Origin of the sequence: Achromobacter sp. ACM03, from assembly GCF_014851665.1 — a bacterium.
In the GTDB taxonomy this organism is placed as follows: Bacteria; Pseudomonadota; Gammaproteobacteria; order Burkholderiales; family Burkholderiaceae_B; genus Achromobacter; species Achromobacter aegrifaciens.
The window spans coordinates 643413-659539 of sequence record NZ_JACVAD010000003.1 but is presented as its reverse complement, the minus strand read 5'-3'; the positions used below and the strand labels follow the sequence as shown (position 1 = coordinate 659539).

General features: G+C 67.2%; 14 protein-coding genes. 3 read left to right on the top strand and 11 right to left on the bottom strand.

The window, feature by feature from the left end; all coding sequences use genetic code 11:
* The first annotated feature begins 67 nt into the window (after positions 1–67).
* The gene (locus IB257_RS18745; RefSeq protein ID WP_192492665.1) at positions 68–2314 is read left to right on the top strand and encodes an acyl-CoA dehydrogenase; all 2247 of its coding nucleotides are present in this window, start codon (positions 68–70) and stop codon (positions 2312–2314) included.
* Between the two features lie 38 nt (positions 2315–2352).
* On the opposite strand, the gene def is transcribed toward IB257_RS18745, so the two are convergent.
* From def to glyQ, 8 genes are read right to left on the bottom strand one after another with little or no spacing between them, the layout of a single operon-like run.
* Positions 2353–2886, bottom strand: coding sequence for a peptide deformylase (gene def, locus IB257_RS18740; RefSeq protein ID WP_192492664.1), 534 nt, complete (start codon positions 2884–2886; stop codon positions 2353–2355).
* A 33-nt stretch (positions 2887–2919) separates the two neighbouring features.
* On the bottom strand, positions 2920–3315 hold the full coding sequence (gene gloA, locus IB257_RS18735) for a lactoylglutathione lyase (RefSeq protein WP_054457526.1): 396 nt from the start codon (positions 3313–3315) through the stop codon (positions 2920–2922).
* Between the two features lie 12 nt (positions 3316–3327).
* Entirely contained in the window at positions 3328–4470 is a 1143-nt protein-coding gene (locus IB257_RS18730; RefSeq protein ID WP_192352488.1) for a 2-aminoethylphosphonate--pyruvate transaminase, read from the bottom strand.
* Between the two features lie 20 nt (positions 4471–4490).
* On the bottom strand, positions 4491–5486 hold the full coding sequence (locus IB257_RS18725) for a M48 family metallopeptidase (protein ID WP_175181097.1): 996 nt from the start codon (positions 5484–5486) through the stop codon (positions 4491–4493).
* Positions 5473–6201, bottom strand: a complete 729-nt coding sequence (locus IB257_RS18720) for a 1-acyl-sn-glycerol-3-phosphate acyltransferase (RefSeq protein ID WP_054457522.1) — start codon at positions 6199–6201, stop codon at positions 5473–5475. Before IB257_RS18720 ends, IB257_RS18725 begins: the two co-directional genes overlap by 14 nt.
* Before the next feature lie 4 nt (positions 6202–6205).
* Positions 6206–6745 carry a D-glycero-beta-D-manno-heptose 1,7-bisphosphate 7-phosphatase gene (gene gmhB / locus IB257_RS18715; RefSeq protein WP_054457520.1) on the bottom strand — a complete coding sequence of 180 codons (540 nt, stop codon included), beginning with the start codon at positions 6743–6745 and terminating at the stop codon, positions 6206–6208.
* Complete coding sequence (gene glyS, locus IB257_RS18710; RefSeq protein WP_192492663.1) at positions 6742–8880, bottom strand: glycine--tRNA ligase subunit beta; 2139 nt, start codon at positions 8878–8880, stop codon at positions 6742–6744. Before glyS ends, gmhB begins: the two co-directional genes overlap by 4 nt.
* On the bottom strand, positions 8881–9792 hold the full coding sequence (gene glyQ, locus IB257_RS18705; protein WP_025136700.1) for a glycine--tRNA ligase subunit alpha: 912 nt from the start codon (positions 9790–9792) through the stop codon (positions 8881–8883).
* Between the two features lie 276 nt (positions 9793–10068).
* Between glyQ and IB257_RS18700 the strand changes: the two genes are divergently transcribed.
* Positions 10069–10836 (top strand): crotonase/enoyl-CoA hydratase family protein, encoded by a 768-nt coding sequence (locus IB257_RS18700; protein ID WP_054457517.1) that lies wholly within the window; start codon positions 10069–10071, stop codon positions 10834–10836.
* Positions 10837–10995: 159 nt separating this feature from the next.
* The gene (locus tag IB257_RS18695) at positions 10996–12519 is read left to right on the top strand and encodes a fumarate hydratase (RefSeq protein WP_054457515.1); all 1524 of its coding nucleotides are present in this window, start codon (positions 10996–10998) and stop codon (positions 12517–12519) included.
* Positions 12520–12971: 452 nt separating this feature from the next.
* On the opposite strand, the gene IB257_RS18690 is transcribed toward IB257_RS18695, so the two are convergent.
* Genes IB257_RS18690 through IB257_RS18680 form a run of 3 tightly spaced genes read right to left on the bottom strand, consistent with a single transcriptional unit; the run spans position 12972 to position 15986 of the window.
* Positions 12972–14207, bottom strand: a complete 1236-nt coding sequence (locus tag IB257_RS18690; protein WP_192492662.1) for a CaiB/BaiF CoA-transferase family protein — start codon at positions 14205–14207, stop codon at positions 12972–12974.
* Entirely contained in the window at positions 14204–15064 is an 861-nt protein-coding gene (locus IB257_RS18685; protein ID WP_054457511.1) for a MaoC family dehydratase, read from the bottom strand. The genes IB257_RS18690 and IB257_RS18685 overlap by 4 nt, the downstream gene beginning before the upstream one ends.
* Before the next feature lie 7 nt (positions 15065–15071).
* Positions 15072–15986 (bottom strand): SDR family NAD(P)-dependent oxidoreductase, encoded by a 915-nt coding sequence (locus tag IB257_RS18680; protein ID WP_054457509.1) that lies wholly within the window; start codon positions 15984–15986, stop codon positions 15072–15074.
* Positions 15987–16127: the final 141 nt, after the last annotated feature.

Sequence of the window (16127 nt, the reverse complement as noted above, 5' to 3'; positions counted from 1 at the left end):
GCCGCCAATTCTGGTACTTTGACCTGATACGCCCTGGGGCCTGGGGCCATAACAGTGAGGAAAACTCATGGACTTCAACGCATGGCGCCGGCGCCGCATCTCGGAACCCGCTTACCGCTGGGCGCGCAACGCACTGCCCGCCATGTCGGCGACGGAGCGCGAAGCCATCGAGGCCGGCGACACCTGGTGGGATGCTGATCTGTTCACCGGCAATCCCGACTGGCGCAAGCTGCTGGACGTGCCGGCGGCCACGCTGACCGCGGACGAGCAGCGCTTCATAGACGGCCCGCTGGCGCGGCTTTGCGCCATGCTGGACGAATGGGACATCACCTGGAACCGGCGCGATCTGCCGCCCGAGGTATGGGACTTCCTGAAGGCCGAACGCTTCTTCGGCATGATCATTCCGCGGCGCTACGGCGGCCTGGGCTTTTCGCCCTATGCGCACTCCGAGGTCGTGCGGCGCATTTCGGCCTACTCCATCACCGCGGGCGTCACCGTCATGGTGCCCAATTCGCTGGGCCCCGGCGAATTGCTGATGCAGTCCGGCACGCCGGCGCAGCGCGACTACTGGCTGCCGCGGCTGGCCGACGGCCGCGAGGTGCCATGCTTCGGCCTGACCAGCCCCGAGGCCGGTTCGGACGCCGCGTCCATGGTGGACACGGGCGTGGTCTGCCGCCAGGTGATCGACGGGCGCGAACTGATCGGCATCCGGCTGAACTGGCACAAGCGCTACATCACGTTGGGGCCGGTGGCGACGGTGCTGGGGCTGGCTTTCAAGCTATCGGACCCCGACGGCATCCTGGGCGGCGCCAAGGACATTGGCATATCGGTCGCGCTGGTGCCGACCGAAGCGCCCGGCGTGGAGATCGGGCGCCGCCACCTGCCCGCCATGCAGGTCTTCCAGAACGGCCCCAACCGCGGGCGCGACGTGTTCGTGCCGCTGGACGCGCTGATCGGCGGCGCCGAGCGCGCCGGGCATGGCTGGCAGATGCTGATGAGCGCGCTGGCGGCGGGGCGGGGCATTTCCTTGCCGTCTCTGTCGGCCGCGGCCGCCGTGATGTGCGCGCACACCACGGGCATGTATGCCCGCGTGCGCGAACAGTTCGGCATTCCCGTCGGCAAGTTCGAGGGCGTGCAGGAAGGGCTGGCCCGGCTGGCGGGCAATGCCTATCTGGTCGAAGCCGCCAGGCGCTTGACCTGCGCCGCGCTGAACCAGGGCGTCAAGCCGGCAGTGGTCTCGGGCATCATGAAGTACCACGCCACCGAGCGCATGCGCGGCTCGGTCAACGACGCGATGGACATCCATGCCGGCCGCGCCGTCATCGACGGTCCCAGCAATTACCTGGGCGCGCTGTACCGCGCCGTGCCCATCGCCATCACGGTCGAGGGCGCCAACATCCTGACGCGCAACCTGATCATCTTCGGCCAGGGCGCGATCCGCGCCCATCCCTATCTGATGCCGGAAATCCTGGCGCTGGGCAACCCCGACGAAGACCGTGGCATGGAGGTCTTCCACGACGTGTTCTGGCGGCATCTGCGCCACACAGGCATCAACGCGCTGCGGGCCATCGGCCGCGCCTGGACTGGCGGGGTGCTGGCGCCTGCGCCTTCATCCGGTCCCGTGGCCGGCCACTACCGGCGGCTGGGCCGCTATGCCTCGGGCTTCGCGCTGCTGGCCGATGCCACGCTGGCGCAGCTGGGCGGAGGCCTGAAGCGCCGGGAAATGATCTCCGCCCGCCTGGGCGACATCCTGTCCGAACTGTATCTGCAGTCGGCGGTGCTCAAGCGCTGGGAAGACGAGGGCCGCAAGCACGACGATCTGCCGCTGGTGCAGTGGTGCCTGGAGCAGGGCTACGCCAGCATCGAGAAAAGCATGGATCAGGTCCTGCGCAATCTGCCGGGCCGCGTGTTGTCGTGGGGACTGCGCGCGGCCATCCTGCCGCTGCGCCTGGCCAAGGGGCCGAGCGACGCCTTGACCCGGGAATGCGCTGAACTGCTGCTCAAGCCTTCGCCCACGCATGTGCGCCTGGCGGCCGACCTGCATCGCGACGCCGGCGCTGCCGGCGACGATCCGGTAGGCCTTCTGACCCGCGCCTTCGCGCTGGCGGACGCCGTGCAGCCGCTGCGCGACCGCCTGCGCCAGTCCGGCGTGCGCGATTGGCGCGAAGCCCATCAGCGCGGCGCCATTACCGACGCGCAGGCGGCCTCGCTGGAAGAGGCCGAAGCCCTGGTCTCGCGGGTGTTGCAGGTGGACGATTTCGCGCCCGAGGAGTTGTCGCCGCAGGTCGCCAAGGCGGACTCCGGCGAGGCTTAGGGTAGGGACGCAAGCCCCCGCAAGGCGGGAGCGGGGCCTTAGTCGTCCTGATTCGGATCCATGTCCGGGAACAGGATTTCAGTGAACCCGAATTTGCTGAAGTCCTGGATGCGCGACGGGTAGAGCCGGCCGATCAGGTGATCGCATTCGTGCTGCACCACCCGGGCGTGAAAACCCTCGGCCTCGCGCTCGATGAGCTGGTCGTAGGGATCTCGTCCGCTGTAGCGGATGCGGCGGTAGCGCGGCACCAGGCCGCGCAGGCCCGGCACCGACAGGCAGCCTTCCCAGCCGTCTTCCGTCTCGTCCGACAGCGGCGTGATGACGGGATTGCACAGGATGGTCTGCGGCACGGCGGGGGCGTCGGGATAGCGCTCGTTGCGGTCAAAGCCGAAGATCACCAGCTGCAGATCCACGCCGATCTGCGGCGCGGCCAGGCCCACCCCTTGCGCGGCGGCCATGGTTTCGAACATGTCGTCGATCAGCGCATGCAACTCGGGCGTGTCGTAGCGCTCCACGGGCGCGGCCACGCGCAGCAGCCGCGGATCGCCCATTTTCAGGATGGTGTGGATCATGGAAGTGTCTTCCTGGCTTTGGCCGCGCGGGGCTCAGTCCTGGCGGCCCTTTTTCTGGATGAACTCGATCTTGTAGCCATCGGGGTCTTCGACAAAGGCGATGACCGTCTTGCCGTGCTTCATCGGGCCGGCTTCGCGCGTGACCTTGCCGCCTTTTTCCTTGACCTTGTCACAGGCTTCGTAGGCGTTGTCCACCTCCAGGGCGATGTGGCCGTAGCCGGTGCCCAGGTCGTACTTGTCCGTATCCCAGTTGTGGGTCAGTTCGATGACGGCGCCTTCGGATTCGTCCTGGTAGCCGACGAAGGCCAGCGTGAACTTGCCTTCGGGGTAGTCGTTGCGGCGCAGGACGCGCATGCCGAGCACATTGGTGTAGAAGTCGATGGACTTGTCGAGATTGCCGACTCGCAGCATGGTGTGGAGCATACGCATGGGATGGTTTCCTTAAGCGGTGAGGGGGAACGGGAAGAATCCGCCGTTGCCGGCGGCTTCCCGGGTGATGCCGATGTCGCGCAGCGCGCCGCCCATGGCGTCGACTGCCTGCCGCATCTGGTCTGGCCCGAAGGCGCCGATGCAGCCGACCCGGAACGAAGGTTGTTCGGTGTTGTAGAAGTTGCTGAGCACGTAGCCGCGGCGCTTGAGGGCGTCCACGAACAATTGCAGGTTCCAGGTCGGCGCATCCGGGGCGCGGACGTTGACGACGATGGGCCCCTGCAGCGCGGGCGGCAGGTAAGGCGCCAGGCCCAGTTCCCTGACGCCATCATATAGCGTGTGCATGTTGGCGGTGTAGCGCGCCAGGCGGGCTTCGCGGCCTTCTTCGCGGTGCAGCTCCAGCGCCACGGCCAGCGCGGCCAGCGTGGGCGCGGGCGGCGTGAAACGCGGGCCGGCATTGGGCTGCTGGCTTTGCTGGTAGATGTCGGCCAGGTCCAGCGACCAGCTGCCGGCGATGCCGCGCGCCGCTTCCAGGCTGTCGCGCCGCGCCACCACGAAGGCGGCGCCGGGCATGCCTTCCAGGCACTTGTTGGCCGTCAGCACCACTGCCTCCACGGCGGGCAGGGCGTGCAGCTCCAGGGGCAGCGCGCCGAAGGCGGATACGGCGTCGACGATGACGCGGCGGCCCAGCGCATGCGCGATGCGCGCGAGTTCGGGCACGTCGTGGCAGATGCCGCTGCCGGTTTCGCTGTAGACCAGCGCCAGGTGCGTGAGCGTGGGATCCTGTTCCAGCGCCTGCGCGACCGCTTGCGGATCGATCCGCTCTGTGGGGCCTACGGGCAGCGGCACGGCGACGCGGCCGGCATCGCCGGCCAGCTTCTGCAGGCGGGCGGCGTAGGCGCCGGTGGAGGGCGCCAGCAGGCGGCCGGCGGCGGGGATGAAGCTGCGGATGGCGGCTTCCACCGCGAAGTGGCCGCAGCCCGGCAGCGCCAGCGCGGCGTGCTCGTCGGGCGACGCCTGCGCCGCCCGCAGGACGCCATCGCAGACCTGCCGGTAGGTCTGACGGAAATCGTTGTCCCACGGCGCATAGTCTTGCGCCATGGCGGCCTTCACCCGCGCGTCGGTCGTGACCGGGCCCGGAATCAGCAGCAACATTTTCGTGTCTCCAGAATGCCTCAGAACTGAGGCAAGGATGCGGGGTCGTGACGTCGCAGGATGTTCTTGGCGTCTTCGAAATCGGGCAGGATCTGCCCTACTTCGCGCCAGAAGTCCTGACTGTGGTTCATTTCGCGCAAATGGGCAAGCTCGTGCGCGATGACGTAGTCGATGATGGCGGGCGCGAAATGGATCAGGCGCCAGTTCAGCATGATGTTGCCGTCGCTGGTGCAGGAGCCCCAGCGGGTGGCGGCCGAGGACAGGCGCCAGCGTTGGATCTTCAGGCCGCTGACCTGCAGGAAATGGGCCAGGCGCGCGCCGAACCAGGCGCCGGCGCGCTGCTGCAGCCAGGCTTGGGCCGAATCGCGGATGCGGCCCTGGTCCGCCGAGGACGGCAGCGCCAGCCACAGGGTGTCGCCGTCCTGGGGGGCGTCGGCATCGCCCGACAGGCTGGCCTGGCGGCTGTCGCCGCCCACGCCGATCACGATGCGCTTGCCCAGGTAGGGCAGTTCGCCTCCCGGCTGCCAGCGCGTATGCGCCATGGCCAGTTGCTGCTTGCGGGCATGCCATTCGCGCAGCTTGGTCAGGATCCAGCGGGCCTTCTCGCGCACGGCGTCGTCCACCTGCGTCAGCGTCACCCAGTTCGGGGCGGTGACGCGCAAGCCGTCGTCGGTGATCACGAAGCCTATGCTGCGGCGACGCGAGCGCAGCAGCACGAAGCCGATGGACTGCTGCTCGGTCGCGACCTCGCGCCAACGCGCGCCGGGCGGCAGCGGGTCGGGGCAGGGCGTGGGGACGAGCGAGGCCGCGTTGGGCGACAGCGTCAGCAGCGGTTCGCCCGCAGGGGCGGCGGCCGGCGGCAGATCGGGGAAGAGGGGCTTGGGCGGGACCGGCTTGGGCGAGGCCGCCTCAGGCGCGGCCGGAGCCTTTGGCGCGGCGTTCAGCGGCGGCGCGCCCGTGGGCGCGTCGTGCTGCTGTTCGTCGAACAGGAGTTCGAGCTGATCAGTGCTGGCCATACCTTTCTGGATTGAGACGCCGCATTTCCCCTTCGATCCAGTCCTGAACCTTTTTGTTCAGTTCCTCGGGGGAGAGTCCCTTGGATTCTATCGCGGGACCGATGGACACGGTAACCATGCCCGGATACTTCACGAAGGCGTTGCGGCGCCAGCATTCGCCGGCATTATGCGCCACGGGGATGACGACCGCGCCGGTGCGCGAGGCCAGCAGCGCGCCGCCCATCTTGAAGCGGCCGGTCTTGCCGGGCGGCACGCGGGTGCCCTCGGGGAACAGCAGGGGCCAGCGGCCTTCGTCCAGGCGCGTCTGGCCTTGCTTGACCACTTGATCGAAGGCATCGCGACCCTTGGCGCGGTCGATCGGGATCATGCGCAGCAGCGCCAAGCCCCAGCCGAAGAACGGCACCATGTGCAGTTCCTTCTTGTAGACGAAGCAGACTTCGCGCGGCATGTGGGCCGGGAAGAACAGCGTTTCCCAGGCCGACTGGTGCTTGGACAGCAGCACCGCCGGGCCGTCGGGCAGGTTTTCCCAGCCCTTGACCTGCCAGCGGATGCCGCAGAAGAAGCGCGCGCCCCAGATGGCCAGGCGCGGCCAGCCCACGGTCAGCTTGTAGCGCCAGTGCAGAGGCAGCGGCGCCCACAGGATGCAGGCGAAGGCATAGGGAATGACCGTGACGGCCAGGAACAGGAAGTACAGCAGCGAACGTAGGCGGGCCATTGGATCAATGGTCCTGCAGCAGCGCGTCGACCACGGCCGACAGGTCGTCGCAGACGCGGGTGTTGTCAGGCAAACCGCCCTTGGCCAGCGTTTTCTTGCCGTTGCCGGTCAGCACCAGCCAGGGCGAGCAGCCGACCGACGACGAGGCCTGCAGGTCGCGCAGCGAATCGCCCACCGCCGGCACGCCAGCCAGGTCGACGTCGTAGCGGTGTCCGATCTGTTCGAACATGCCGGGCTTGGGCTTGCGGCAGGAGCAATTGTCATCGGGGCCGTGTGGGCACATGAAGACCGCGTCGATACTGCCGCCAGCGGCGGCCAGTTCGCGGCGCATCTTGGTATGGATGGCCGTCAGGGTGTCCATGTCGAACAGGCCGCGCGCCAGGCCCGACTGGTTGGTGGCGACCACCACCTTCCAGCCCGCCTGCGTCAGCCGGGCGATGGCCTGCAGGCTGCCGGGCAGGGCGATCCATTCGTCCGGATTCTTGACGAACGAATCGCTGTCCTGATTGATGACGCCGTCGCGGTCTAGGATGATGAGTTTCACTGTGCCAGCCTGGAGATGTCAGCGACCTGGTTCATCAGGCCATGCAACTGGCCCAGCAGGGCCAGCCGGTTGGCGCGCACGGCCGGGTCTTCGGCCATGACCATGACGTCGGCAAAGAAGGCGTCCACGGCTTCGCGGACCTGGGCCAGCGTGCTCAGGCTGCCGGCGAAGTCGCCCGCGGCCAGTTGCGCCTCGGCCTTCGGGCGCAGCGCGGAAACGGCGGCGGCCAGGGCCTTTTCAGCCGGTTCCACGAGCGCGCCGTCGTTCACCGCGCCGATCTCGCCTTCGGCCTTCTTGAGCAGGTTGCCGATGCGCTTGTTGGCGGCGGCCAGGCTGGCGGCCTCGGGCAGCTGCGCAAAGGCGGCGGCCGCGCGCACGCGCTCGGCCACCTGGTGCAACGGCGGGGTCAGCGCGATCACGGCTTCGACGGCATTGCGGTCGAAGTCGTTGATGAGCTGGTTGCGGTAGCGTTCGTAGATGAAGGCGCGGACTTCGGCCAGCGTGTCGGCGGGGATCTTGCCGGCGGGGAAGGTCCCCGCGGCCAGTTCCAGCAGGCCGTCCAGCGACAGGGGGCCGGTCTCGCTGATCTTGAGCCAGCCGCCTGCGGCCAGTTGTTCGAAGGCGCTGATCAGGCCCAGCGCGGCGCGGCGCAGGCCGAAGGGGTCGCGCTCGCCGGTGGGCGCCAGGCCGATGGCCCAGATGCCGACCATGGTTTCCACGCGCTCGGCGATGAACAGGGTGGCCGCGGTCAGCGTGTCGGCGGTGACGGGCGCGTCGTAGCGGTTGCGGTACTGCGTGCGCAGGGCCTGCACCACGCTGTCGGGCTCGCCGTCGCCGGCCGCGTAGTAGGCGCCCATGACGCCTTGCAGCTCGGGGAATTCGCCCACCATGTTCGAGCCCAGGTCGGCCTTGGCCAGCATGGCCGCGCGGTCGGCGGCGGAGACGTCGCCGCCCAGTTGCTCGGCCACGCCGCGGGCGATGGCGCGCACGCGCTCCACGCGTTCCAGCTGGGTGCCCAGCTTGTTGTGGTAGACGATCGAGCCCAGTTGTTCGACGCGCGCCGCCAGCGGCGTCTTGCGGTCGGTTTCGAAGAAGAACTGCGCATCGGCCAGGCGCGGGCGCACCACGCGCTGGTTCCCTTCAACGATGTTCACCGGATTGTCGGTGTGCATGTTGCTGACGATCAGGAAGCGGTGCGTCAGGCGGCCGGTAGCCGGATCGAACAGCGGGAAGTATTTCTGGTTCAGCCGCATGGTCAGGATCAGGCATTCCTGCGGCACTTGCAGGAACTGCTCTTCGAACTGGCCCACGTAGACGGTGGGGTGTTCGACCAGGGCCGTGACTTCGTCCAGCAGCGCGGCCACTTCGGGATCGTCGCCCAGGGTGGCGTTCAGGCGGCCGGCATGGTCCAGCAACTGGCGCTGGATCTCGTCGCGGCGACCTTCGAACGAGGCCACCACGCGGCCCTTTTCGGCCAGGGTGGCGGCGTAGGCGTCGGCGTCGGCGAAGGACACGGGGCCCGCGCTCATGAAGCGGTGGCCCAGCGTGTCGCGGCCGGCGGCCAGGCCCAGCGCGGACACCGGCACCACGTCGGCGCCGAACAGCGCGACCAGGCCGTGCGCCGGACGCACGAACTTGACGGTGGTGACGCCGTCGGCCAATTGGTAGCGCATGACCTTGGGAATGGGCAGGCCGTTGATGGCGGCGTCGATGCCTTCCTGCAGGCCGGCGGCCAGCTGGGCGCCGGGAGCGGTGCCGCGCGCGACCAGGTAGTCCTGCTTGCCGTCGGATTCACGTTCCAGGGTCGACAGGTCGATGTTCTCAAGGCCCTTGGCGGCCAGCTTCTTCTGCAGCGCGGGCGTGGCCTGGCCGTCTTCGGTCAGGCCGATCTTCACCGGCATCAGCTTTTCGGCATAGGGCTGGTCGGGCGCCTGAGCCAGCACGGCGGACAGGTGCACGGCCAGTCGGCGCGGCGTGGAATACGCGGTGGCGGCGCAGCCGGCGGCCAGCAGGCCGTGGCGCTCCAGCGTGGCGCGCACGCCTTCGGCAAAGGCCTGGCCCAGCTTCTGCAGGGCCTTGGGCGGGAGTTCTTCGGTCAGCAGTTCGACCAGCAGCGGGCGGATGTTCGTCGTCATTTATGCAGCCTCCCCGGCGGCCTTGTCGCGGCCCAGCATGGGAAAGCCCAGTCGTTCGCGGGAATCGTAGTAGGCCTGCGCGACGGCGCGCGACAGGTTGCGGATGCGGCCGATGTAGGCGGCGCGCTCGGTGACGCTGATCGCGCCGCGCGCGTCCAGCATGTTGAACGTGTGCGCGGCCTTCAGCGCGGCCTCGTAGGCGGGCAGCGCCAGCGGCACGTCCATCAGGCGCTTGGCCTCGGCTTCGTAGTCATTGAAGTGCGAGAACAGCATCTCGGCCGACGAATGCTCGAAGTTGTAGGTGGACTGTTCCACTTCGTTCTGGTGGAACACGTCGCGATACAGCACGCGGTTGCCGTTGGCGCCTTCGGTCCAGACCAGGTCGTACACGCTTTGCACGTCCTGCAGGTACATGGCCAGGCGTTCCAGGCCGTAGGTGATTTCGCCGGTGGTCGGCGTGCAGTCCAGGCCGCCCACTTGCTGGAAGTAGGTGAACTGGGTGACTTCCATGCCGTTCAGCCAGACTTCCCAGCCCAGGCCCCAGGCGCCGAGGGTGGGGTTCTCCCAGTCGTCCTCTACGAAGCGGATGTCGTGCTGGGTGGGATCGATGCCCAGCGCCTTGAGCGAACCGATGTACAGGTCCAGGATTTCCGGAGGCGCGGGCTTCAACACGACCTGGTACTGATAATAGTGTTGCAGGCGGTTGGGGTTTTCGCCGTAGCGGCCGTCCTTGGGGCGGCGCGAGGGCTGCACGTAGGCGGCGCGCCAGGGCTCCGGGCCGATCGCGCGCAGGAACGTGGCGGTATGCGAGGTGCCGGCGCCGACTTCCATGTCGTAGGGTTGCAGCAGGGCGCAACCCTGCTTGTCCCAGTATTCCTGGAGCGTAAGGATGATTTGCTGAAAGGTGAGCATAGGATTCTTGGAATTCGGCCGCCGGGCAAGGCTTGCCCTGGGCGTGGGAAACCCGACATTTTAACTGGCCTGGGGCGGTCCGGTTCCCGAATGCCGGGCGGACGGTTACATCTGGGCCTTCGGGGCGGTTCGCAGGGGGACAGTGTGCCGCTGGTGGACGCCTCGCGGGCCTGTCGCTGCGCCTGGAAACCAATGATCGTATGATTCCAGGTTGCGTACCAAGTCTTATATAAAACCCGGAACCTGATTCCGAGAATTCCCGGAAGGAGCAGTCCCATGTCAGACCTGATCAAGGTAGAAGTCACCGACGGCATCCAGATCATCACGATCAACCGTCCCGAGGCCAAGAACGCCATCAACCTGGAGACCGCGCAGGCCATGGCCGCGGCGCTGGACCAGTTGGACAGCCGCGACGACATCCGCATCGGCATCCTGACGGGCGGCGGCGGCACGTTCTCGTCGGGCATGGACCTGAAGGCTTTCGCCAAGTCGGGGCAGCGTCCCTACGTGGAAGGCCGCGGCTTCGCGGGCCTGAACGAGCGGCCGCCCAAGAAGCCGCTGATCGCGGCGGTGGAAGGCTATGCGCTGGCCGGCGGCTGCGAAATGGCGCTGGCTTCCGACCTGATCGTGGCCGCCAGCAACGCCAAGTTCGGCCTGCCTGAAGTCAAGCGCGGCCTGGTGGCGGGCGCTGGCGGCATGCTGCGCCTGCCGCGCCGCCTGCCGTACCACATCGCCATGGAAGTGATCCTGACCGGCGAAATGTTGACGGCCGAGCGCGCCCATTCCTTCGGGCTGGTCAACCGCATCACCGAGCCGGGCGCCGCCCTGGCGGGCGCTCTGGAACTGGCCCGCGCCATCGTCGAGAATGGCCCGCTGGCGGTGCAGACCGCCAAGAGCATCGTGGCGCAGTCGGGCGACTGGGATCAGGCGAGCATGTTCGACCAGCAGCGTCCGCTGATTGCGCACATCTTTTCGTCCGCCGACGCCAAGGAAGGCGCGACCGCCTTCGCCGAGAAGCGCAAACCGGTCTGGCAAGGCAAATAGGAAATGCCCCCACGCCGCGCCCCTGCGGGGCTAGCTGCCCCCCGAGGGGGCGCTGTTTGCCTTGGGGCGGCCCGGCGGCAAAAATAGTTCTTTCTCCATCGCGGCGGGCTAGTCACGCCGGCCGCGTTTTCACGTTTTTCATCTAGACCCGATATCGCCATGTCAGTCATCATCAAAGAAGAAGACTTCATCCAGTCGATAGCCGATGGCATCCAGTTCATCAGCTACTACCACCCGGTCGACTACATCCGTCACCTGGCCCGCGCCTACGAGCGCGAGGAAAGCCCCGCCGCGCGCGACGCGATGGCCCAGATCCTGACCAACTCGCGCATGTGCGCCGAGGGCAAGCGTCCGCTGTGCCAGGACACGGGCATCGTCAACGTGTTCCTGAAGGTCGGCATGGGCGTGCGTTTCGAGACCAAGCGCACGCTGCAGGAACTCTGTGACGAAGGCGTGCGCCGCGGCTACCTGAACCCGGACAATCCTTTGCGCGCCTCGGTGCTGGACGATCCGCTGTTTGCGCGCAAGAACACGCGCGACAACACGCCCTGTATCCTGCACGTCGAGCTTGTCCCGGGCGACAAGGTCGACGTGCAAGTCGCTTCGAAGGGCGGCGGTTCGGAAAACAAGTCGAAGTTCGCGATGCTGAATCCGAGCGATTCGCTGGTGGACTGGGTGCTGAAGACGGTGCCGACGATGGGCGCGGGCTGGTGCCCGCCGGGCATGCTGGGCATCGGCGTCGGCGGCACGGCCGAGAAGGCCATGCTGATGGCGAAGCAGTCGTTGATGGAAGACATCGACATGTACGAGCTGCTGGCCCGCGGTCCGCAGAACAAGCTGGAAGAGCTGCGTATCGAGCTGTATGAGAAGGTCAACGCGCTGGGTATCGGCGCGCAGGGCCTGGGCGGTTTGACGACGGTGCTGGACGTCAAGATCAGCACGTTCCCGACGCACGCGGCGTCCAAGCCCGTGGCGATGATCCCGAACTGTGCGGCGACGCGCCACGCGCACTTCGAACTGGACGGCTCGGGCCCCGCTCGCCTGGATCCGCCGTCGCTGTCGGAGTGGCCGGAAGTGCACTGGGCGCCGGACTACAACAAGTCCAAGCAGGTGGACCTGAATACGCTGACCAAGGAAGAAGTGGCCAGCTGGAAGCCGGGCCAGACGCTGCTGCTGTCGGGCAAGATGTTGACGGGCCGCGATGCGGCGCACAAGCGTATCCAGGACATGCTGGCCAAGGGCGAGCCGCTGCCGGTGGATTTCAAGAATCGCGTCATTTACTACGTGGGTCCGGTGGATCCGGTGCGCGACGAAGTGGTCGGCCCGGCGGGTCCCACTACCGCTACGCGCATGGATAAGTTCACGGACATGATGCTGGAGCAGACGGGCCTGATCGCGATGATCGGCAAGTCGGAGCGCGGTCCGGTGGCTATCGAATCCATCAAGAAGCACAACTCGGCTTATCTGATGGCGGTGGGTGGCGCGGCTTACCTGGTGTCGAAGGCTATCCGTGGCGCGAAGGTGCTGGGTTTTGCGGACCTGGGCATGGAAGCCATCTACGAGTTCGACGTGAAGGACATGCCGGTGACTGTGGCGGTTGACGCTCAGGGTACCTCTGTCCATACCACGGGGCCCAAGGAATGGCAGGCCAAGATCGGGAAGATTCCTGTCGCTGTGGCTTGATTCCGTAGGCTGTGAGAAAAACGGCTGCCAGGGGACTGGTGGCCGTTTTTTTTGGCTTTAGTGCCTAGTGCTTCGTAGGTCGCCCGTCGGCGCGGGCGCCTGGGTGGCGAGCGCCCACGATTGCGGTCCGGAGCGTTCGCTCCGGACTGCCCCGTTGTCATCCTCGTCCTCGCCTTCGGCGACTCCTACGGATTCCCTCGGGCGCATCGAGGTTGCTCGCCACCCAGACGCCCGCGCCGACGGGCTACGTTTGTCTTGGCCTGGCGCGCTACTGGAGCCGTGGTCGGGGGAGAGGCTTGATTTGCCCGTCATTATTGGCCGCCCGGGCGGCCAATAATGACATACGTGATTTATTTGATTGCTGTGGTGGCCGCTAGCGCGCATGCGGTGAGTGGCGTGTGGGGCTCATCGTCGTCCTGTGACTGGAGTCTTCGCTGTAGGCGCGGCCCTCGTCAGTTCGTCGTCTTTAATCCCTCGCGAAACACGGCGATCTCTTCTTGCGTCTTCCCCAGCACCTCCCGCAGCACTTCCTCCGTATGTTCCCCCAGCAGCGGCGGCGCGCGACGGTATTCCACCGGCGAGGCCGATAGCCGCAACGGGCTGGCTGTCACCGCCGCCATGCCGCCCGCCGGATGCGGCATATCGCGGCGCAGCTGACGTGCCAGCGCTTGCGGATGTGCCTGGGCCTGGGCGATATCGTTGATCGGTCCGCAGGGCACGCCCACGGCCTCGAGCTTGGCGATCCAGTCGTCGCGCTGGCCCTGGCGCATGATCTCGGTCAGCAGGTCGACCAGCAGCTCGCGGTTGGCCAGGCGCATGCGGTTGGTGGCGAAGCGCGGGTCGTCGCCCAGTTCGGGTGCGCCGATGGCGCGGCAGTATGCGCGGTACTGCGATTCATTGCCTGTGGCCACGATCAGGTGGCCGTCGCTGGCGGCGAACACCTGGTAGGGCACGACGTTCTGGTGGGCGTTGCCGGCGCGCTGGGGCGCCACGCCGGAGTTGAAGTAGTTCGAGTTCTGGTTGGCCAGCAGGGCGACGTGGCTGTCCAGCAGGGCGATGTCCAGGTGCTGGCCCAGGCCGCTGTTGTGGCGTTCCTGCAGGGCGGCCAGGATGGCCACGGTGGCGTACATGCCGGTGACGATGTCGGTGACCGCCACGCCGGCTTTTTGCGGACCGCCGCCGGGCAGGTCGTCGCGTTCGCCGGTGATGCTCATCAGGCCGCCCATGCCCTGGATCATGAAGTCGTAGCCGGGGCGTTGCGCGTAGGGGCCGTCCTGGCCGAAGCCTGTGACGGAGCAATAGATCAGGCGCGGGTTGATCTGCTTCAGGCTGTCGTAGTCCAGGCCGTACTTGGCGAGGCCGCCCACCTTGAAGTTCTCGACCAGGATGTCGCTGGCGGCCGCCAGTTCGCGGATCAGCGCGGCGCCTGCGGGCGTGGCCATGTCGGCTTCGACGGAACGCTTGTTGCGGTTGGCGCTGAGGTAGTAGGCGGATTCCTCGGTGTCTTGGCCCGCGCCGTCCTTGAGGAACGGCGGGCCCCAGGCGCGGGTGTCGTCGCCGACGCGCGGGCGTTCGATCTTGATGACGTCGGCGCCCAGGTCGGCGAGGTTCTGCGTGCACCAGGGGCCGGCCAGGATGCGCGACAGGTCCATTACGCGGATGCCGGTCAATGCGGGCGGGCGGTTCATGGCTTCAGCTCCGCGGTGCCGTGGCTCATGACCACCACGCCGCGTTCCTGCGCGCGGGCCTGGAAGCGGAGCTGGCCGTCGGGCAGGCGCCAGATGTCGCACTGCAGGGTTTCGCCGGGATAGACCGGCGCCGAGAAGCGCGTGTTCAGGCTGACCAGGCGCGAGGCGTCGTAGCCGCAGCAGCTTTTGACGATGGCGTGCGCGACTACGCCGTAGGAGCACAGTCCGTGCAGGATGGGTTTGGGGTAGCCGGCCGCGCGTGCGACCTCGGGGTCTGCGTGCAGCGGATTGCGGTCGGCGTTCAGTCGGTACAGCAGGGCGGCGCTGGCGGGGATGCGGATTTCGCAGCTCAGGTCTGGGGCGCCGTCGGGCGCTGCGGGCAGGGCGGCGGGGCTGTCGTCTCCCTGTCCGAAGCCGCCGTCGCCGCGGCAGAAGGTGCTTTGGCGCAGGGTGGCGAGGCAGGCGCCGTCTTCGCCGTGCAAGGTGCGTTCGGTGATGATGATGGCGCCCTTGTCGGCGCCCTTGTCGATCACGTGCGTGTTGCGGCTTCTGCCGGTGACCACGCCCGCCGCCGGCAGGGGCGCATGCATGGTCAGCCGTTGTTCTCCGTGGACCACGCGTACCCAGTCGATGCCGGCGCGCGGATCCTGGACCCAGAAGCCCGGATAGCCCAGCACCACGCTCATGGTGGGGAAGGATTGCAAGCCTTTTTCGTACACGTAGCGCAACTGGCCGGCGTCTTCGGGGTCTTGCCCCAGGCCTATGCCCAGGGCGTACAGCATGGTGTCTTTTTCGTCGTAGCGCTGGCGGACTTCGTCGAAGCGCCAGTTCTTCACGGTTGCGTAGTCCAGGGGCATGGCGGCCTCAGATGGGATCCCAGTCGATGACGTCAGGCGAACGCTCCAACGCGTAGAAGTGCTTGCGCATGGCGGGCACGGCGATCTCGGCGATGCGCTCGGGCGTCCAGCCTTCGCCGTGGTGCACGGTGCGCAGCGGGCGCGGCTGGCTCATCAGCATGATCTCGTTGGCGCGCACCGCGAAGATCTGCGCGGTGACCTCGCTGGCCGCGTCGCTGGCCAGATACACGGCCATGGGCGCGACCTTGCCGGCTTCCATTTTCTTCAGCTTTTCGACGCGGGCTTTTTCTTCGTCGGTTTCGGCGGGAATGGAGCTGGTCATGCGGCTCCATGCGAACGGCGCGATGCAGTTGGAGCGCACGTTGTAGCGCGCCATGTCCAGCGCGATGGATTTCGACAGGGCCACGATGCCCAGCTTGGCCGCCGCGTAGTTGGCCTGGCCAAAGTTTCCGATCAGTCCGGACGTGGAGGTCATGTGCACGAACGCGCCGGACTCCTGTTCGCGAAAGTAGGGCGCCGCCGCGCGACTCATGAAGAAGGAGCCGTTCAGGTGCACGCCCAGCACCTGACTCCATTCCTCTTCGCTCATCTTGTGGAAAACCCGGTCGCGCAGATTGCCGGCATTGTTGACCACGGCATCGATGCGGCCGAAGGCGTCGATTGCCGTCTGCACGCAGCGGCTGGCGCTGTCGTACGCGGCCACGCTGTCGGTGTTGGCGACGGCCTGGCCGCCCGCCGCGACGATCTCCTTGACGACCGCTTGCGCGGGGCCGTCCGCGCCGCCTTCGCCGGTGAGCGATACGCCGATGTCGTTCACCACCACCTTGGCGCCGGCCTGCGCCATGGCCAGTGCAATGCTGCGGCCGATGCCGCCGCCCGCGCCAGTCACGATCACCACTTTTCCGGAAACTATGCCGCTCATTGAAGCTGACTCCTGTGCTGCGGCGCGCGCGCCGTGTGGAAAACAGTTCCGCATCGAACGCTCTGGTTCGAGGGGATGCACCATGGTAGATTCGACGAGGCATGCGAAGAATTCAAAATTAGATATGCCCCCCTTCTGCGT

Coding starts and splice junctions, on each gene's coding strand:
- IB257_RS18700 (WP_054457517.1), top strand. CDS start 10,069: ATGTCAGACCTGATCAAGGTAGAAGTCACCGACGGCATCCAGATCATC.
- IB257_RS18685 (WP_054457511.1), bottom strand. CDS start 15,064: ATGCCCCTGGACTACGCAACCGTGAAGAACTGGCGCTTCGACGAAGTC.
- IB257_RS18720 (WP_054457522.1), bottom strand. CDS start 6,201: ATGGCCCGCCTACGTTCGCTGCTGTACTTCCTGTTCCTGGCCGTCACG.
- IB257_RS18745 (WP_192492665.1), top strand. CDS start 68: ATGGACTTCAACGCATGGCGCCGGCGCCGCATCTCGGAACCCGCTTAC.
- IB257_RS18730 (WP_192352488.1), bottom strand. CDS start 4,470: ATGTTGCTGCTGATTCCGGGCCCGGTCACGACCGACGCGCGGGTGAAG.
- glyQ (WP_025136700.1), bottom strand. CDS start 9,792: ATGCTCACCTTTCAGCAAATCATCCTTACGCTCCAGGAATACTGGGAC.
- IB257_RS18725 (WP_175181097.1), bottom strand. CDS start 5,486: ATGGCCAGCACTGATCAGCTCGAACTCCTGTTCGACGAACAGCAGCAC.
- gloA (WP_054457526.1), bottom strand. CDS start 3,315: ATGCGTATGCTCCACACCATGCTGCGAGTCGGCAATCTCGACAAGTCC.
- IB257_RS18680 (WP_054457509.1), bottom strand. CDS start 15,986: ATGAGCGGCATAGTTTCCGGAAAAGTGGTGATCGTGACTGGCGCGGGC.
- IB257_RS18690 (WP_192492662.1), bottom strand. CDS start 14,207: ATGAACCGCCCGCCCGCATTGACCGGCATCCGCGTAATGGACCTGTCG.
- def (WP_192492664.1), bottom strand. CDS start 2,886: ATGATCCACACCATCCTGAAAATGGGCGATCCGCGGCTGCTGCGCGTG.
- glyS (WP_192492663.1), bottom strand. CDS start 8,880: ATGACGACGAACATCCGCCCGCTGCTGGTCGAACTGCTGACCGAAGAA.
- IB257_RS18695 (WP_054457515.1), top strand. CDS start 10,996: ATGTCAGTCATCATCAAAGAAGAAGACTTCATCCAGTCGATAGCCGAT.